General features: G+C 68.5%; 16 protein-coding genes. 5 read left to right on the top strand and 11 right to left on the bottom strand.

Going from position 1 to position 16,228, the window contains the following annotated elements; translation table 11 throughout:
• The 6 genes from ACFQ6X_RS21665 to ACFQ6X_RS21640 form a co-directional block, all read right to left on the bottom strand.
• The coding region (locus ACFQ6X_RS21665) for a hypothetical protein (RefSeq protein ID WP_383183725.1) at positions 1–969 on the bottom strand (969 nt) is incomplete at its 3' end.
• On the bottom strand, positions 966–1,607 hold the full coding sequence (locus ACFQ6X_RS21660; RefSeq protein ID WP_383183723.1) for a DUF6084 family protein: 642 nt from the start codon (positions 1,605–1,607) through the stop codon (positions 966–968). The genes ACFQ6X_RS21665 and ACFQ6X_RS21660, both read right to left, overlap by 4 nt.
• Complete coding sequence (locus tag ACFQ6X_RS21655) at positions 1,604–2,254, bottom strand: DUF5947 family protein (protein ID WP_383183721.1); 651 nt, start codon at positions 2,252–2,254, stop codon at positions 1,604–1,606. The genes ACFQ6X_RS21660 and ACFQ6X_RS21655 overlap by 4 nt, the downstream gene beginning before the upstream one ends.
• Positions 2,251–3,198: a NifU family protein gene (locus ACFQ6X_RS21650; RefSeq protein WP_383183719.1), complete on the bottom strand. Its 948-nt coding sequence runs from the start codon at positions 3,196–3,198 to the stop codon at positions 2,251–2,253. The genes ACFQ6X_RS21655 and ACFQ6X_RS21650 overlap by 4 nt, the downstream gene beginning before the upstream one ends.
• Positions 3,198–4,991 (bottom strand): nickel-dependent hydrogenase large subunit, encoded by a 1,794-nt coding sequence (locus tag ACFQ6X_RS21645; RefSeq protein WP_351181645.1) that lies wholly within the window; start codon positions 4,989–4,991, stop codon positions 3,198–3,200. Before ACFQ6X_RS21645 ends, ACFQ6X_RS21650 begins: the two co-directional genes overlap by 1 nt.
• 45 nt (positions 4,992–5,036) lie before the next feature.
• Complete coding sequence (locus ACFQ6X_RS21640; protein WP_383183717.1) at positions 5,037–6,092, bottom strand: hydrogenase expression protein HypE; 1,056 nt, start codon at positions 6,090–6,092, stop codon at positions 5,037–5,039.
• A gap of 258 nt (positions 6,093–6,350) precedes the next feature.
• Between ACFQ6X_RS21640 and ACFQ6X_RS21635 the strand changes: the two genes are divergently transcribed.
• The gene (locus ACFQ6X_RS21635; RefSeq protein ID WP_383183715.1) at positions 6,351–6,680 is read left to right on the top strand and encodes a hydrogenase maturation nickel metallochaperone HypA; all 330 of its coding nucleotides are present in this window, start codon (positions 6,351–6,353) and stop codon (positions 6,678–6,680) included.
• Positions 6,681–6,682: 2 nt separating this feature from the next.
• Entirely contained in the window at positions 6,683–7,468 is a 786-nt protein-coding gene (gene hypB, locus ACFQ6X_RS21630; RefSeq protein WP_383183713.1) for a hydrogenase nickel incorporation protein HypB, read from the top strand.
• Between the two features lie 22 nt (positions 7,469–7,490).
• On the opposite strand, the gene ACFQ6X_RS21625 is transcribed toward hypB, so the two are convergent.
• Positions 7,491–9,179, bottom strand: coding sequence for a hydrogenase maturation protein (locus tag ACFQ6X_RS21625; protein WP_383183711.1), 1,689 nt, complete (start codon positions 9,177–9,179; stop codon positions 7,491–7,493).
• Between the two features lie 395 nt (positions 9,180–9,574).
• On the opposite strand from ACFQ6X_RS21625, the gene ACFQ6X_RS21620 reads away from it, so the two are divergent.
• Positions 9,575–11,131, top strand: coding sequence for a protein kinase (locus tag ACFQ6X_RS21620; protein WP_383183709.1), 1,557 nt, complete (start codon positions 9,575–9,577; stop codon positions 11,129–11,131).
• 143 nt (positions 11,132–11,274) lie between these two features.
• On the opposite strand, the gene ACFQ6X_RS21615 is transcribed toward ACFQ6X_RS21620, so the two are convergent.
• Both ACFQ6X_RS21615 and ACFQ6X_RS21610 read right to left on the bottom strand, forming a co-directional pair.
• On the bottom strand, positions 11,275–11,751 hold the full coding sequence (locus ACFQ6X_RS21615; protein WP_383183707.1) for a hypothetical protein: 477 nt from the start codon (positions 11,749–11,751) through the stop codon (positions 11,275–11,277).
• A 206-nt stretch (positions 11,752–11,957) separates the two neighbouring features.
• Positions 11,958–12,641 carry a TetR/AcrR family transcriptional regulator C-terminal domain-containing protein gene (locus ACFQ6X_RS21610; protein ID WP_383183705.1) on the bottom strand — a complete coding sequence of 228 codons (684 nt, stop codon included), beginning with the start codon at positions 12,639–12,641 and terminating at the stop codon, positions 11,958–11,960.
• 119 nt (positions 12,642–12,760) lie between these two features.
• On the opposite strand from ACFQ6X_RS21610, the gene ACFQ6X_RS21605 reads away from it, so the two are divergent.
• On the top strand, positions 12,761–13,465 hold the full coding sequence (locus tag ACFQ6X_RS21605; protein ID WP_383183703.1) for a DUF4386 domain-containing protein: 705 nt from the start codon (positions 12,761–12,763) through the stop codon (positions 13,463–13,465).
• 96 nt (positions 13,466–13,561) lie between these two features.
• Here the strand turns inward: ACFQ6X_RS21605 and ACFQ6X_RS21600 are convergent, their stop codons facing one another.
• On the bottom strand, positions 13,562–14,431 hold the full coding sequence (locus ACFQ6X_RS21600) for an alpha/beta fold hydrolase (RefSeq protein WP_383183702.1): 870 nt from the start codon (positions 14,429–14,431) through the stop codon (positions 13,562–13,564).
• 210 nt (positions 14,432–14,641) lie between these two features.
• Here ACFQ6X_RS21600 and ACFQ6X_RS21595 point away from each other — a divergent pair, with 210 nt between their 5' ends.
• Positions 14,642–15,202, top strand: coding sequence for an exonuclease domain-containing protein (locus ACFQ6X_RS21595; protein ID WP_383183700.1), 561 nt, complete (start codon positions 14,642–14,644; stop codon positions 15,200–15,202).
• A 60-nt stretch (positions 15,203–15,262) separates the two neighbouring features.
• On the opposite strand, the gene ACFQ6X_RS21590 is transcribed toward ACFQ6X_RS21595, so the two are convergent.
• Positions 15,263–16,096 carry an NAD(P)H-binding protein gene (locus ACFQ6X_RS21590; RefSeq protein ID WP_383183698.1) on the bottom strand — a complete coding sequence of 278 codons (834 nt, stop codon included), beginning with the start codon at positions 16,094–16,096 and terminating at the stop codon, positions 15,263–15,265.
• Positions 16,097–16,228 lie beyond the last annotated feature (132 nt).

Below are 16,228 nucleotides of genomic sequence, written 5' to 3'. Positions count from 1 at the left end.
GTGCAACTGCTGGAGATCCGCGGGTGACATCCCGTCGCACCGGTCGATGATCTCCCTGGCCCGCGGGTCGGTGGCGCGGGCCTCGGCCTTCTCCTCCTCCGTCATCGTCATCACGCGGAGGGTCAGGATCTCGTCGATCTCGGTCGAGTCGAACAGGGCGCCCGGGCTCTGCTCGGCGACCTCCGGGTAGTCGTACAGGATGATCGGAGCACCGAGCAGGGTGTCCGTCGATCCCTTCGGACCGGCCAGCACGGGCCAGCATCTGTGCTGCCGGCACCGCCCGGCGGCCGCCGCCGCTTCGGCGGGCGGTTCGAGCAGCGAGACGAACGCGGCGTCGTGCGCGCTGATCAGCAGATGCGCGCCGATCAGCGAGGCCCGGATCGCGGCGTCCTTGGTGTCCGCCGGCTCCGGGTGCTCGTTGGTGACGCTCACGGTCAGGCGTACACAGCCGTCGTCCATGACGGCACGCGTACGGATGCGGACCGCCAGCGGCAGCCGCCGCCGTACGATCCGCCCCACCACCGTGCCCCGCGCGTCGGTGACCGGCTCGGTGTCCTCGCCGCCCGCCACCTCGTGCACGGAGTCGGCCGGCTCGTCCAACGGCAGTGCGGCCAGGATGACTTCCCGCTCCACCGCCTCGTCCCAGGACACCACGGAGACCCCGTCGACGGTGAGCTGGTCCACCGGCACCTCGGCTCCGTCCTCACCCGTGCTCCGCACCTCGCGGACCTGGAGCTGGAGGAAGCGCAGATGTACGGTGACGGCCGCCGTCCCGTCCTGCGGTGCCAGCAGGCACTGCATCTCCATCCCGGCTTCCTCGCCGAAACTCGCCGCCGTGGCATGCGGCGGTCCGAGGACGCCGAACTGCCAGCGCGAGCGGTTCTTGTGCGAACTGGCGCGGTACGGGTAAAGGAGATACCCCTCGTACAGCACGGCGTCGGCGATCGTACGCACCTGGTCAAGGCTCACAGGGCCACCTCGTCGTGCTCGGCCAGGAGGGCCTGGACCGTCTCGTCCCAGCTGATCAGCCCGCGCCGGGCCCGGAAGTCCGCGAAGCGCGCGAGAACGTCGTGGTCCAGCCTGATCCAACCGGTGTTGGGGAAGTGCGACGCGACCAAGTGCCGCCACACCGCGACCGGCATCTGATACCGGGCCTCGCAGTCCCACGGCACCCGTTCGACCCCGAAGCCCTCGCTGCCCCGGGTGAAGACCGTGCCGGAGAACATCAGGGCGAGCGGCACCGCACCCTCGCCCAGCGCATGCAGATAGCGGGAGCCGACCACATCGAAGTCGTACGTACACGGCAGGGCGAGCTCGACCTCGGTGGCGCCGCTGAACCCCTGCACCGTCGTGTCGCAGCTCATCCACTGGAACGGCTTCAAGGTGTCCGTCCAGCGTTCCCGGCCACCGAACAGCGCCTGGAGGCCGCTCTGTTCGGCCTCGTCGTAGTGGCGCCGCTGCGGCTCGATGCGCACCTGGCAGTGCAGGGCGACGGCATGGATCCGCAGACCCGTCCGCTCCTCGATCCGAAGCCGCGCGGTCAGCTGCGGCGCGGCCGCGTACGGATCGGCGGCGATGTCCAGAACGGAGAAGCCGAAGTCGCTCACGCTGCCCCGATCCCGGCGGGCCGGCTGCGGTCCGCCACCTGCGCGAAGAACGAGTCCATCGCGGCCAGCGCCTCGGAGCCGCCGTCGAAACCGCGCCACAGCGTGCGTAGTTGGCCCACCAACTCGTAACAGGCGTCGATCGGCACGAGGTGACACGACCCGCCGCCGTCCTGGGTGCGCCGGATGAGCAGGGCCTCGACATCGGGACGCAGCACGGCAAGCTCCGGGCTCGCCTCGACGACGGCCTCCCAGGCGTCCAGCGGGAGTTCCGACTCGGTGGCGCCCGCAGGACCCGGGTAGAACGCGACCATGCGGTCCTGGACGGAATTGCGGAACAGGAAGGCGAGCCCCACGGGGATCTGCAACTCGTCCCAGGCACGACCGTCCACGGTCAGCCCGGAGAAGTGCAGATAGCGCTCAGGAACCGCCCGGTAGCGCAACTCCGCGGTCTCGTCGGTGAACAGCAGATAGCAGGCCCGGCACCCGCACATCAGAGCGCGGCTGTCGAGACTCACCACATGGGAGTGGCTCTCGCCGATCGGTTCCGCACACATCTCGCAGCGCTCCCCGACAGTCGGGCGGGGCCGGTTGCGTGTGATCCGCAGCAGGGTGGCGGCCGGAGAGGCGGCCCGGGCGGCAGCGATCACGGTGCCACCGCCGCGGGCACCGCTACGGAGACGACGGCACCCTGCGAGAGCAGGGGCAGCGGTGCCAGATGCACACCGTCGCCGTCGAGGCAGACCCCGGCCCGCCGCACGTCGTAGTGCGCATGGCACCCGGCGCAGCGCAGGACCGCGTCGCCGGACCCGCCGCCCAGCCGCCGCGCCAGTGTGGCGCCCTCGAACGGCTGCTCGCAGCGCGCGCACCGGTCCTCGAAGGCGAAGAGGTCGGAGCCCACCCGGCACACCACCACCGGCATCCTGCCGACTCCGACCCGGGCCACGGTGCCCGGCTCCAGCGCCGACAGCTCGGGTACGACTTCCCACGACGCGCCGTCGTCGCCGGGTGCCCCGGTCTCCGCGTGCAGCCGGGCGAACAGCGAGTCCACCGGCATCAGCGGTCCCGCCGCTCCGGCGGCTTCCTCGTCGGCCGCCGTCTCCACCTCGATCGAGGTGATCTCCGGAGCCGCCGCCTCCACCGCACCCTGCACGGCCAGCTTCAGCGTGACCGAGGAGGACGGGCAGCCGTCGCAACTGCCCAGCAGCCGCAACCGGACAGTGCCCTCTTCGGTGACGGCGAGCAGTTCCACATCACCGCCGTGCGACCCCAGATACGGGCGCACACCCTCCAGCGCCTTCTCGACCCGGGTCTCCACGTCGTACGGGTGGAGCCCGTGCACCAGCAGGACACTGGCCACCAGCTCGTCACCGGCCAGCGCGGCCAGGACACCGTCGTCCAGCCGCCCCTGCTCGTGCACCAGGTCCAGCAGCCGTTCCAGTCCGGCGCCGTAGAAATCGGCGACGAGCCTGACCAGTTCCTCGCTGCGCTCCCGGGCGATCGCGCCGCCCGAGCCACTGGCGGCGATCAGGGTGTCGATGCGATCACCGGTCGTCCGCCAGTCGGGCTTGGCCGGTGTCTCCTCCGGCGCCATCACTCGCTGCCCGCGGACTGGGTGGGGGAGTGCAGGAGTTCCAGCTTCTTGCCCTCGCCCAGATACATGTGCACTCCGCAGGGCAGACAGGGGTCGAAGCTGCGCACCGTACGCATGATGTCGATGCCCTTGAAGTGCTCCCGGTCGTTCTCCTCGAAGATCGGCTGCCCCTGCACGGCGTCCTCGTACGGACCGGGTGTGCCGTAGGTGTCACGCGGGCTCGCGTTCCACGGAGTCGGCGGGTACGGGTGGTAGTTGGCGATCTTGCCGTCCCGGATCACCATGTGGTGCGAGAGGACACCGCGCACCGCCTCCGTGAATCCGCAGCCCACACCCTCCTCGGGAACCTCGAACTTCTCCCAGGTCTTGGTGTTCCCGGACCGGATCTCCACGAGAGCCTTCTCCGCGAAGTGGAGCGCGCAGGCTGCCGCGTAGGCCTGGAAGTAGCTCCGCGCCCGGTTGCGCTCGATGGTGTTGCTCCACTTCGGTACGTGCCACTCCAGCTCCACCGGCCCCTTGAGGGCGGTCTTGGGGAGGTTGATCTTGACGCTGTGGCCGGTGGCCTGGATGTAGCCGATGTCGACCAGGCCGGCCAGCGCCGTGGTCCACAGGCGCGCGAGCGGCCCGCCGCCCGTGTCCAGGGCCAGGTAGTCCTTGCCGTCGAACCACCGCGGCGACATGACCCAGCTGTACTTGTCGTCCAGATCCCGCTTCTGCGGCTGCGGGTTGGTGTGCTGGTTCCACGGGTGACGGCGGTCGACCGGATTGCCGAGCGGGTCGTGGGAGACGAAGGTCTCCTGCTCGTCCCAGTCGTTGTAGTACGACGAACCGAGCAGGATCCGGATGCCGAGGTTGATCTTGACCAGGTCGGTGGTGACCAGCTTCCCGTCGACGACGACACCCGGGGTGACGTACATCTTCCGGCCCCAGTCGGTCATGTCCTTGTACTCGAAGTTGCAGTGCTCCGGGTCCTGGAAGGAGCCCCAGCAGCCCAGCAGGATGCGCCGGTTGCCGACCTGTTCGTACCCCGGCAGGGCCTCGTAGAAGAAGTCGAAGAGGTCGTCGTGCATCGGCACGACCTTCTTCATGAACTCGACGTACCGCTGGAGCCGGGTGATGTAGTCCGTCATCAGCTGGATCGTCGCCACGGTGCCGACGCCGCCCGGATAGAGCGTGGAGGGATGGACGTGCCGCCCTTCCATCAGGCAGAACATCTCCCGGGTCATCCGGCTGACCTGGAGCGCCTCGCGGTAGAACTCGCCGGTGAACGGGTTCAGGGACCGCATGATGTCGCCGATGGTCTTGTACCCGTGGGCGTCGGCGTGCGGGGAGGGCGTGCGGTTGGCCTGCTCCAGCACCCCGGGGTTGGTCTCCGCGACCATCTTCTCGCAGTAGTCGACCCCGACCAGGTTCTCCTGGAAGATGTTGTGGTCGAACATGTACTCTGCGGCCTCGCCGAGATTCACGATCCATTCACCGAGGTGCGGGGGCTTCACCCCATACGCCATGTTCTGCGCGTAGCAGGAGCACGTGGCGTGGTTGTCACCACAGATTCCGCAGATCCTACTGGTGATGAAGTGCGCGTCCCGCGGGTCCTTCCCCTTCATGAAGACGGAATAGCCGCGGAAGATGGAACTGGTGCTGTGGCACTCGGCGACCACCTTCTGCTTGAAGTCGATCTTCGTGTAGATGCCCAGGCTGCCGACGATTCTGGTAATGGGATCCCACGCCATTTCGACCAGGTCGTCCTTGCCCCGGCCGCCTCCGGCACCCTTGTGCTGGGTCGCGGTCATTGCGCCGCCTCATCCTTCTGTCCGTTGTGGTGATTGCGCGGTCAATTACCAGGTGCGTGTGGCACCGGTCTTGAGTTCGCGGCCGGGCTTACGCCATTTCGGTTCGCGGTCCAGAGTGTGCGTGGTGATGTGGCGCAGGCGCCGCATCGTCGACCCGTACAGTCCGACCGCGTTGGTCGAGAGCTTTCCGCCGGGAGGTTCGTCCATGAACGGCATGAACTTGTCCGGGAACCCGGGCATGGTGCAGCCGATGCAGATGCCACCGACGTTGGGGCAGCCACCGATGCCGTTCATCCAGCCTCGCTTGGGCACATTGCACTTGACCGTGGGCCCCCAGCAGCCCAGCTTGACGATGCACTTCGGTGAGCCGTACTCCGTCGCGAAGTCGGCCTGCTCGTAGTAGCCGGCCCGGTCACAGCCTTCGTGGACCGTCGACCCGAACAGCCACGTCGGTCGCAGCGCGTCATCGAGCGGGATCATCGGCGCCTGGCCTGTGGCCATGTAGAGCAGATAGGTCAGCGTCTCCGACAGGTTGTCCGGCTGGATCGGACACCCGGGGACGCACACGATCGGGATCCCGGCCTTGGACTTCCAGTCCCACCCCAGGTAGTCGGGGACCCCCATCGCGCCCGTGGGGTTGCCCGCCATGGCGTGGATGCCGCCGTACGTCGCGCAGGTGCCCACAGCGACGACCGCGGTCGCCTTCGGGGTGAGCCGGTCGAGCCACTCGCTGGTCGTCATCGGCTGGCCGGTGGCGGGGTCGTTGCCGAAACCGCACCAGTACCCGTCATCGTGCAGGCGCTCGTTCGGAATCGACCCCTCGACCACCAGGACGAACGGTTCCAGTTCGCCGCGGTCGGCCTTGAAGAACCATTCGAGGAAGTCGTCGGCGCCGCCATTGGGGCCGCACTCGAAATCGATGAGCGGCCAGTGCACAGCGATCTTCGGAAGCCCCGGCAGGGCGCCCAGGGCGATCTCCTCGATGCTCGGCTGAGTGGCGGCCGTCAGAGAAACAGAATCTCCGTCGCAGCTCAGCCCTGCGTTGATCCACAAGACATGGATCAGGGTGTCCTCAGCCTTTACCGCTTCCTCTGTCGGCATCGCACTGCCGCCTTTCAGAATGACGGCCCAGCGGCCGTTGGCCCCACGAATGGGTACACGCACATTGCTACCATCACGCCTCGGTTCGATGATTCCGGCAACACGGCATATCCACCGCCCGCCTCAGTTCGGGGGGCCGAGCGACCTCATGACGAGGGCTGGTCGGGTGATCCGGTCGCGTGACCGGGCCCGTCCGCCGCCCTCGCGCCCACCGTGTGCCCCTACATTCGGAGCGACCCGCAGAAGGAGGTGGCAGCGGTGCACGAGCTGGCCATCACACAGAGCGTCGTCGACTCGGTGTGCGAGCGCGCCGCAGGGCGTCCGGTGCACTCGGTGTGCGTACGTGTGGGGGCGCTCACCGCGGTGGTGCCCGACGCGATGCAGTTCTGCTTCGGGCTGGTCACCGAGGGAACGGCCGCCGAAGGGGCACGGTTGGACATCGACCAGCCACCCGGCAGAGGCCGCTGCCGCACCTGCACCGTCGAATTCACCTTGGCCGACCTGATTCTGCTGTGCCCCTGCGGCAGTGCGGATGTGGAGATCACATCGGGACAGGAACTGCAGATCGTTTCCATGAAAGTGGGCTGAACATGTGCGCTACGTGCGGCTGCTCCGAGGAGTCCGGCGGAACCAGGATCGTGATGCTGCGGGAGGACGATGCACCCGACCACCCGCACCCGCACCCGCACCCGCACCCGCACCCGCACGAGCATGCGCAGTCGAACGACGCCGGTGAGACCGTCACCATCGAGCAGAAGGTACTGGCCAAGAACAACCTCGTCGCGGAACGCAACCGCACGTGGCTGTCCGACCGCGGGGTCGCGGCCGTGAACATGATGAGCTCACCAGGGGCAGGCAAGACGACGCTCCTGGAACGCACCATCACCGATGTGGGTGGACGCCGGCCGGTGGCCGTCATCGAGGGCGATCAGGAGACCCGACTCGACGCCGACCGGATCAGAAGTACGGGCTGTGCCGTGGTACAGGTGAACACCGGGGCGGGGTGCCATCTCGACGCAGAAATGATGCAGGACGCCCTCACGGCGCTGTCCCCGGTGGCGGGCTCGCTGCTCATGGTCGAGAACGTCGGGAATCTGGTGTGCCCCGCCCTGTTCGATCTGGGTGAGCGCAGCAAGGTCGTGATCATCTCGGTCACGGAGGGCACGGACAAGCCGCTGAAGTATCCGTACATGTTCGCCGCCGCCGACCTGATCCTCATCAACAAGGCCGATCTGCTGCCCTACGTCGACTTCGACGTCGATCAGTGCGCGCGCCACGCCCGCTCGGTCAACCCGGCCGTACGCGTGCTGACGGTCTCCGCGACCACCGGCGAGGGCCTGCCCCTGTGGTACGACTGGCTGGCCGACCAGCGGTAGCAGCCGCGCCGCCGGGCCGCGGTCAGCCCCTGGGGTGTGCGGGCCGGGCCGCGGAGCCGGATGCGGGGCCCTCCTTGCGCACGAAGGCCCGGCGCAGCCCGTGGTACGGATGGTGCGGGTCCGCGAAGATGCGCCGCATCCGGGCGAGTTCGGCGGTGCGGTACGGCGTCAGGTCGACCCGGTCCCGCTCCGCCTTCTTGGCGTTGATACGGGACTGCGTCGCGGGCAGCGCGGCCAGGCGGGCCGCCCGGGCGCCGACCTCCGAGTCGAACGAGTCAGGTGCACACGCGATCACACTGTCGACGAGTCCGAGCCCGTGGGCAGCCGCGGAGCTGACCGGAAGCGCGTCCTGCATGAGCCGCTCGGCCGCCGCCGCTCCCACCCGCCGCGGCAGCGAGTACGTCCAGTACTCCGATCCGTACAGCCCCATCAGGCGATAGTGCGGATTGAGCACCGCGCCCGCCCTGCACCACACCTCGTCGGCGGCGAGGGCGAGCATCACCCCGCCCGCCGCGGCGTTTCCGGCCACGGCGGAGACAACGAGGCGGTCCGTGGTGGTCAGCACCGCTTCCACCAGATCGTCCATCGCGTTGATGTTGTCCCAGGACTCGGCGCCCGGATCGTCCGCCGCCTCGATCACGTTGAGATGAATGCCGTTGGAGAAGAAGTCCCGGCCGCCCCCGAGAACCAGCACCGAAGTAGGCCGGGAACAGGCGAACCGGTACGCGCGCAGCAACCGACGACACTGCTCCGTGCTCATGGCTCCACCGCGGAACGAGAACGACAGAAGGCCGATGCCTGCCTCCTCCCGGTAACCGATCTCGGCCCATGTGTCCTCGTGGCCGATGCGGTGCAGCGGAGCCGCCCGCGTGGGTACGGCGGACAGCCGGCCTTCCAGCGCCACGGTGGCGGGGAGCTTGAAGGTGGCCGGACCGCCCGGCCTCCGCCGGGGCCTCAGCTCGGGGATCCACACCGCGCCGTCAGTGGTCGCTCGGCAGATCGCACCGTCCCGGGTGGCCACGATCTCCCCCGGGCGCCCGCTCAGCCGGGGCTCGGGATACCCGCCGTGCAGGAACCACTCATCGCCCAGCATTTCGTCCAGCACACCGGGCTGGGAGTCAGCCGCTCTGAGTTTGCGGACAACCGTCGAGGAGGAGTCCGCCTGCCAGTCGATGCGTCGCAGTGACTGGCGGAACAACGGTCGGCAGCGATGGTCGGATCCCGCGTCCTGCGGTGCCGGCTCGTACGTCCCGGAAGCGAAGCGCCCGACGGCCAGGAGCACTGCCGCCATGGCCGCGTCCGAGACCTCGTTGCGGTACAGGTCGCTCTTGCCCACCGGGGGCAACGCGCAGGACACGGAAGCCCAGACGTCGCCGGCGTCCATCTCCGCGTTCGCCTGCAGCACGGTGACGCCCCAACGGTCCGTGCCCTCGTGAACGGCCCAGTCGAGAGAGGAGGGCCCGCGGTCGCCCACCGGCCCGGGATGGACGATGAGACAGGTGTGGAGCGACCACACGTCCTCGGGAATCGCGGTCCTGAGATAGGGCGCCACGACAAGGTCCGGGCACTCCTGGTGGACGGCTTCGCGGACCGAGCCGCCCCCGTCCTCGTGCACGAGCCGCACGGCCACCGAGTGTCCGTGGTCCCTCAGCTCGGCCTGGACACGTTGGGTGAGGCTGTTGAAGGCGCTTGCGAGAAGCAGGATATGCACGGTGATCACTCCCGGATGGCTGGGTCCGTTCGGAGCGAGCGTGAAGGTGGATCCGTACTCACGGAACACAACGGGCTCGGGAATGCCGAGATTCACTCAAAAGTGCGAATGCTTGACGGGGACCCCACGGTGCTCGGGCGGGCATGGCGGGGCCACCACACAATGCCGGTCCAGACGTGTCGGCATGCGGCTGCAGGCTGGTGATGCGTGACCAGGCCGCCTTCTCTGCGAGCAGCTGGACTGACCGGTCTCTGCGGCTGCCGGCATCAGAACTGCCGGGGCGGTAGCCGCGTCCTGGGTAGGGGTAGAGGTTTCAGCACAGTAATGGGGCACGGGCTACGAGGGTTTCGCGATCTGCGGGTCGGGCGCGGAGTTCGTCGCTTGAAGGGGGCAGCGTGGAGGAGTTGCAGGCCGGGGATCCGCGGGTGGTCGGGCCGTACCGGTTGCTGAAGAGGCTGGGTGGCGGCGGGATGGGGCAGGTGTTTCTGGGCCGCTCCCGCGGTAGTCGGCTGGTGGCGGTGAAAGTGGTACGGCCGGAGCTGGCGATGGACGCCGGCTTCCGACGGCGTTTCGCGCGCGAAGTAGCGGCCGCACAGCGGGTCGGCGGCTTCTACACCGCACACGTCGTGGACGCCGACCCTTCTGCGGATCCGCCGTGGATGGCCACCGCGTACATTCCCGGCCCTTCGTTGCAACAGGCCGTCGGGCAACACGGCCCGCTGCCGGAGCGCGCGTTGGGGCTGTTGACTGCCGGGCTTGCGGAAGGGCTGGCCGCCGTACACAGCCGCGAGACGGTGCACCGTGACCTGAAGCCGGCGAACGTCCTGCTGGCAGCCGACGGCCCCCGGCTGATCGATTTCGGCATTGCTCGGGCCGTGGAAGACACACACCTCACCGGCACAGGAATGGCCATCGGGACGCCCGGGTTCATGGCTCCGGAGCACCTTCTGGGAAATCGTGCCGGGCCGGCCTCGGACGTGTTCTCTCTCGGCGTGGTGATCGCCTACGCGGCGACCGGCCGCCTCCCTTTCGGAGCGGGCCTCCCGCACTCGGTGAACTACCGGGTGGTGCACGAGCGTCCAGACCTGTCGGGGCTGCCTGCGGCCCTCGCCTCGCTGGTCGCGGACTGCCTGGCCAAGGACGCCTCGCGACGTCCGACCGTGGAGCAGATCCTCGACCAAGCGGTCATCCCGGACGAGACGGGGATCTCGTGGCTGCCGCCCACCCTCGCCACAATGATCGCCGAGCGAGACGTCAACCCTCCGACGGGGGACGACACCGCTTCCCTGGAGACCGAGACCGAGACCGAGACCGAGACCGACACCGAGCCGGAGGCGGACGAGGAGGACGCAGCCGACCGGGGGCGTCTGAATGATCGCGAGGGCAAACGGGAGGCGCTCCGGCATGTCAACGCGCTGCTCCGCCTGGCGAATCTGGAGATGGAAGCAGGGAGTCTGGACGTGGGGCGCAAGTTGTTCCAGCAAGCCATCGAGGCCGGCGGCACGCCTGAGCAGACGGCCGACGCACGCAACGGTTTGGGCTGGTACGAGACGCAGGCCGGGAATCTGGACGAGGGGCGCAGGCTGTACCAGGAAGTGGTGGCGACCGGCCCTCTCTGGCACAAGAGTTGGGCGCTCAACTGCTGGGGTCTGCTGGAAAGAGATGCGGGGAACGTGGAGGACGCCCGCAGCCTGCTCGGGCAGGCGATCGATACCGGCCAGTGGGGCATCGTCATGGCAGCGTCGTGGAACCTGGCCGTTCTGGAGGTATGGGCCGAGAATCTGGAGGAGGCCCGCAGGCTGCTTCAGCAGAGCACCGAGGCCGACGGCTCAGCTGAGCAGAGGGGCGATGCACTCCTGTACTGGGCCGACGTGGAACGCGACGCCGGGAACCACGAACGCGCTCGTCAGCTTTACCAACAAGTTCTTGACTTGAAGGAGCCACCCGCCTGAAGTGGCAGTTGAGTCGGCGCTTGTGGGGTCGAAGGCGCGTTCCGCTGGTGGACTTCCCTGCCCACGCGGCACAAGCGGGAAGGCGGGAAGGCGGGACGACCCCGCGCACAAGGCGCCGAGGCCGGCCCGCCGAAGGCGGCGAGTTACAAGGCGCCTGTTCCCTGGTTCTGGTAGGAGGCGGCTCTTGTGGCGACCAGGGTGCCGTTGGCGGCCGGGTCCTGCGGCGCGGGAAGTGCCTTCTCGCTGCTGCACATCAACTGAACCTTGCCGGCCGCGGCCAGGGTCACCACTCCGGTGGCACTCAGCGATGCCTCGTTGTAGCCACTGCCACGAGGTGTTGCCATGGTGGGGCCGCCGGTCACGTAGCAGCTCGCCTTGTCCGCGTAGATCAAGTGGGCGGAGCCGGTCACGGTATAGGTCCCTGCCGGCAGTGACAGAGCGACCACCTGCGCGTTGGCCGTGCCGATCGAGTGCACCGCTGTGGCCTTGTAGACATCACCCGGGGCCGTGGCGGCGGCCGACTGGGAAGCGGTCGCAGTGGCTGCCGCATAGGTGACTCCCAGCGCGGCGATGGCGGCGGCCGCGACTACGACGGCTCTGAACTTGACGGCCCTACGCATGACTCATTGCCCCCTGAACGAGTTTTGGATCAACGGGCGCCAAAGTACCGCCCGCACAGTTTTGTCGGGGGAAGTTCGTGACAAGTGCTCAAGCCGTCACTTGAAGGTAGATGTTGTTGCGGCAACGTTCACTGACCAGGGTGTGACTGCGACTGAGGGCCAGTGACTCGACGAGTTCGATGAGATCCGGAGGCCCCCGGCACCTGCTACGCCTTCCGCGCGGACGTCCAGCCCTGGCGGCGGAGGCTTTCGAAGCCGTCCAGGAGGAGGTCCAGGGCGAATTCGAACTCGAACTGGTCGTCGCAGCCGCCACCGACCGTGGAGCCCCCGTCGTGTGCGGCCGTCGCGGCAAGTTCCGCGATGTGCGGGTAGTGCGCCGCCAGCCCGGGGTCCGGGGGGCCGGAGGAGCCCGAGGTGTCGAACAGTTCCTGGCTGAAGCCGAGCAGGCGGCTGCCCATCGCGTGCATGACGTGGTGCGTGAGGTCGGCGGAGAGGCCGCCGTCCCGGAAAGCCCCGGCCATCGAGTCCAGGTACGCAAGCACGGCCGGGGTGGGGCCGGTCCGCGACTCGATGACCCGGACCGCCCAGGGGTGGCGCAGCAGGACCCGTCGGGCCGAGAGGATCCGGCCGCGGACCACACGCTGCCAGTCGGGGCCCGCGGCCGGCGGGTCGATCTCGCCGACGACGGCGTCGGCCATGCCGTCGAGCAACTCCTCCTTGTTGGCCACGTGCTTGTACAGGGCCATCGGTACGACGTCCAAGTCCTGCGCGAGCCTGCGCATGCTGAGTGCGTCGATGCCGGAGGCGTCGGCGAGCGCGACCGCGGCGCGCAGGACGCGATCCCTGTTCAGGGGAACCCGCTGCGTGTGTGTGGCTTCCTGCCGGGTCATTCCGGTCCGGCCCCTTTCCTTCTCGACGGCGCCTTCTCCTTGACGAGTGTACGCCGTACACCTATGGTTCCTGTCAGGTGTACGGCGTACACCACCATCGAGCTAGGGGCACCGAGAAGATGAGTCCGGACCGAAGAACCGCGGTGGCCGCCGGGTCGCTGTTCCTGCTGACCGAGGTCGCCGCGATAGCCGGGGCGGTCCTGTACCGCCCCCTGCTGGGCGCGGCGGGCGGCCGGCTCGCGCACGGCGCCGACACGCAGGCGCTGCTCGGGGTGCTCTGCGAGGTGGTGCTGGTCGTGGCGGTCGCCGGTACGGGGGCGGCGCTGTTCCCGGTCCTCCGGCGCCACGGCGAGGGGCTCGCGCTCGGGTACGCCTTCGGACGGCTGCTGGAGGCGGCCGTCATCGCCCTCGGGATCGTCGCCGTCCTGGCGCTCGTCACCCTGCGGCGGGACGCGGGGACGGCGGCCGGCGCCGACGTCGCGCTGGCCACCGTGCACGACTGGACGTTCCTGCTCGGGCCCAACATCGCCCTCGGCCTCAACACCGTCCTGCTTGCGTACCTGGCGTACCGCGCACGGCTCGTGCCGCGCTTCATCGCCGTGCTCGGGCTGATCGGTGGGCCGCTGATCTGCGCGTCGGCCGTCGCCGTGATGTTCGGGGCCTACGCGCAGCTTTCCGTTGCGGGGTCGGTCGCCGCGCTCCCGGTGTTCGCCTGGGAGCTGGGGCTGGCCGGGTGGCTGATCGTCAGGGGGTTCGGGCCCGGATCAGGCGCCGCGTCCCGGGCGGACGGAGAGGTGGCTGATCCGGCAAGTGTCCGTCGGTGAGGCCGACGCCATGGACGAGTAGTTCCGATGTGGCTAAGGGCGGTCCCTTGGGCGGTGAGAACAGCCGCACCCGGAACCACTCGTCCAGCCGCGGTTCTACGAGGCGCCGTCAAGAACCTCACGCAGCCGATGTCCGAACTCGTCCGGCTTCCCCGGATAGCCGAACTCGCCGTCGAGGAATCCGCCGTGATGACTCGGGAACACGGTCAAGCGCACGTTGAGCAGTTCGGCGGTCGCGACGGAGGTACGTCCGGTCTCCACGTCCTTGGACTCCTCGCCCACGGCGATCACCACGCGGGTCGCGGCCCGCGCGATCGCGTCGACGTCCGGACGGTAGCTGCTGATCGCCCACGACCGGTCGGAGAGCAGCGGATCCTCGCGCGAGCCGTCATCATCGGTGGGCATCCCGAACGCGGCGGGATCGGCATCGGGCTGCGCAAAGTACGCGTCGGTGAACTCGCCCTCCCAGGAGGTCATGGCCACGAACGCAGCCATCCCGGCCCCCCACCCACGCTTCTCGTACGCCTCCCGGACACGAGCCCTCGCCCGTACGGCCGCCGGGCCGTCCGGGGTGAGAGTGATGAGCGGCGGTTCGTGAGCGACCAGGGTGGTCACATCATCGGGGTACTTCGCCACGACAGCGAGTGCGGTGACCGCGCCGCCACTGCTGGCGAACATCTCAACCGGCCCGGCCCCGAGCGCCTCGATGACGGCGTGTACGTCATCGGCCTGGATTTCCGGCGTGTGGTCGACCCGTCCGTCCTTACGGATACTGCGACCGAGCCCGCGCGGGTCATAGGTGGCGACGGTCCGCTCCGGGAAGCGTGCCGCGAGCGCGGCGAAACCGGTGGCGTCCATGGGCTGCCCGATCATGAGCAGCACTGGGCGCGCGTCATCGGTCGGCAGCGGCCCCCGAACGTCGTAGACGAGGTCTGCGCCCGGTGTCTCAAGTGTGTAGGTCTCCATACCTGTACAGACCGCCCTCGCTCTGGAAACTCATCGGCTCACGCACTTCTTTCCCTGCCGGCCACGTGCGCAGGGTGTCCTCCGGCGCAATCCGGAATGTCGTTGAGGGTGGCGACGGCCTGATCGAGGAGTGCACGGAACTGAGCGAGGGCTCGGTTGCACAAGAAATCAGGGTGATCGGTAGGCGCTTTCCTTCATACTCTCGTTCGCATGGAGAGCGCTGGGGGACTACTGAATGTCATTGATGTCGAGGCGACGTGCTGGGAGGGTGAGCCGCCGCCCGGTGCGGTCAGCGAGATCATCGAGATCGGGCTGACGGTAGTTGACCTCGGCAGGAGTGAGCGTGTCGGGCGGCATCGCATTCTGGTGCGGCCCGTGCGGTCGGCCGTCAGCTCCTTCTGTACCGAACTGACCGGGCTGGGGCAGGCCGAAGTGGATGCAGGCATGAGTTTCGGCGAAGCCTGTCGACTGCTGGCAGCCGACTACCAGGCCGGGGTGCGTCCGTGGGCGAGCTGGGGTGACTACGACCGTCACCAGTTCACACGTCAGTGCCAGGTCACCGGCACCGCATACCCCTTCGGACGCCGGCACGCCAATGCCAAGGCGGTCTTCACCGAGGCCCATGGATTGCGAAAACGCCCGGGAATGGCGCAGGCCCTGGCGATTGCCGGTCTACCGCTGGAAGGGCGTCACCACTGCGGCGAGGACGACGCATGGAACATTGCCGGGCTCATCCTCGACCTGGCTGCCCGTGATGCCTGGCCGAGGTGACAGCCCGTTGACGTCGGTGGATCGGCAAGGTCGTGTTCCTGCCCGCGCTAGCTCGTTGGCTCATCGGAAGGCGGTGGCGTTGTCCGACGCCCACTGGTGAAACGTCCTGGCAGGGGCCCCGGTGATCAGAGGAACGGTTTCACGCACCATGAGCAGCTCGTCGTTGACGTCGCCACCTGTCAGGTCCAGCACCGCGTCCGCGGCTTCGCTGCCCAGGAAGGCAGTCATCTGACGATGGGCCTCCTGTCGGCTGATCTCGGCGAACGGCACTTTCCGCCCCAGTGCTGTCGCGATGGCCCCGACCTGCTGCCGGGCGGTGACCCTCTCCGGACCGGTCAGTGCGTACGTCTGCTCTTGGTGGCCGGATTCGGTCAGTGCCACCCGGGCCACCGATGCGATGTCCGCCGGGTGGATCGTGGGGAGACCGATGTCCGCATAGGGCACGCGGACCGTTTCGTGCCCGCGGATCGTTCCCGCCCACCACAGGGCATTCGAGGCGAACTGTGTCGGCCGCAGGATCGTCCACGTCATGCCGCTGCCCTGCAGCAGCTGCTCGACAGCCAGGTTCTCTGCGGCGGGGCCCAGGTGCGGGTGAGTCCGGACGGTAATGGACGAGACCAGCACCACGTGTTCCACGCCTGCCCGCCGGGCCGCCTCGATGATCTCGGCGTCAGACCCCATGCGTGACACAAGGAACAGCGATCGGACCCCGTCCAATGCGGGTTCCAGTGAGGCTGTCTCAGCGAAGTCACCCGCAACGGCTTCCACGCCGTCCGGGAACGCGGCCCGGGCAATGTCACGGGTGATCCCCCTCAGCGGCCCGGCGCCGACCGCCCGGAGTTCTCGCAAGAGGGCGCTTCCAATATTTCCGGTGGCTCCGGTCACGAGGATCATGAGGTCTTCTCCTGTCATCGGGCGCTGATCAACACGACGTGACCGTAGGACCTCAATCAAGCTTCAGGTCAAGGCGGGATCGGAAAGCGCGGCAAGCCCGGCGGTTCATCCGCGGACTTTCCCGGCAGGCGG

This window comes from Streptomyces sp. NPDC056452, assembly GCF_042796085.1.
In the GTDB taxonomy this organism is placed as follows: domain Bacteria; phylum Actinomycetota; class Actinomycetes; order Streptomycetales; family Streptomycetaceae; genus Streptomyces.
Note: the sequence above shows the minus strand (reverse complement) of the source record. Positions and strands in the feature narration are given on the sequence as shown.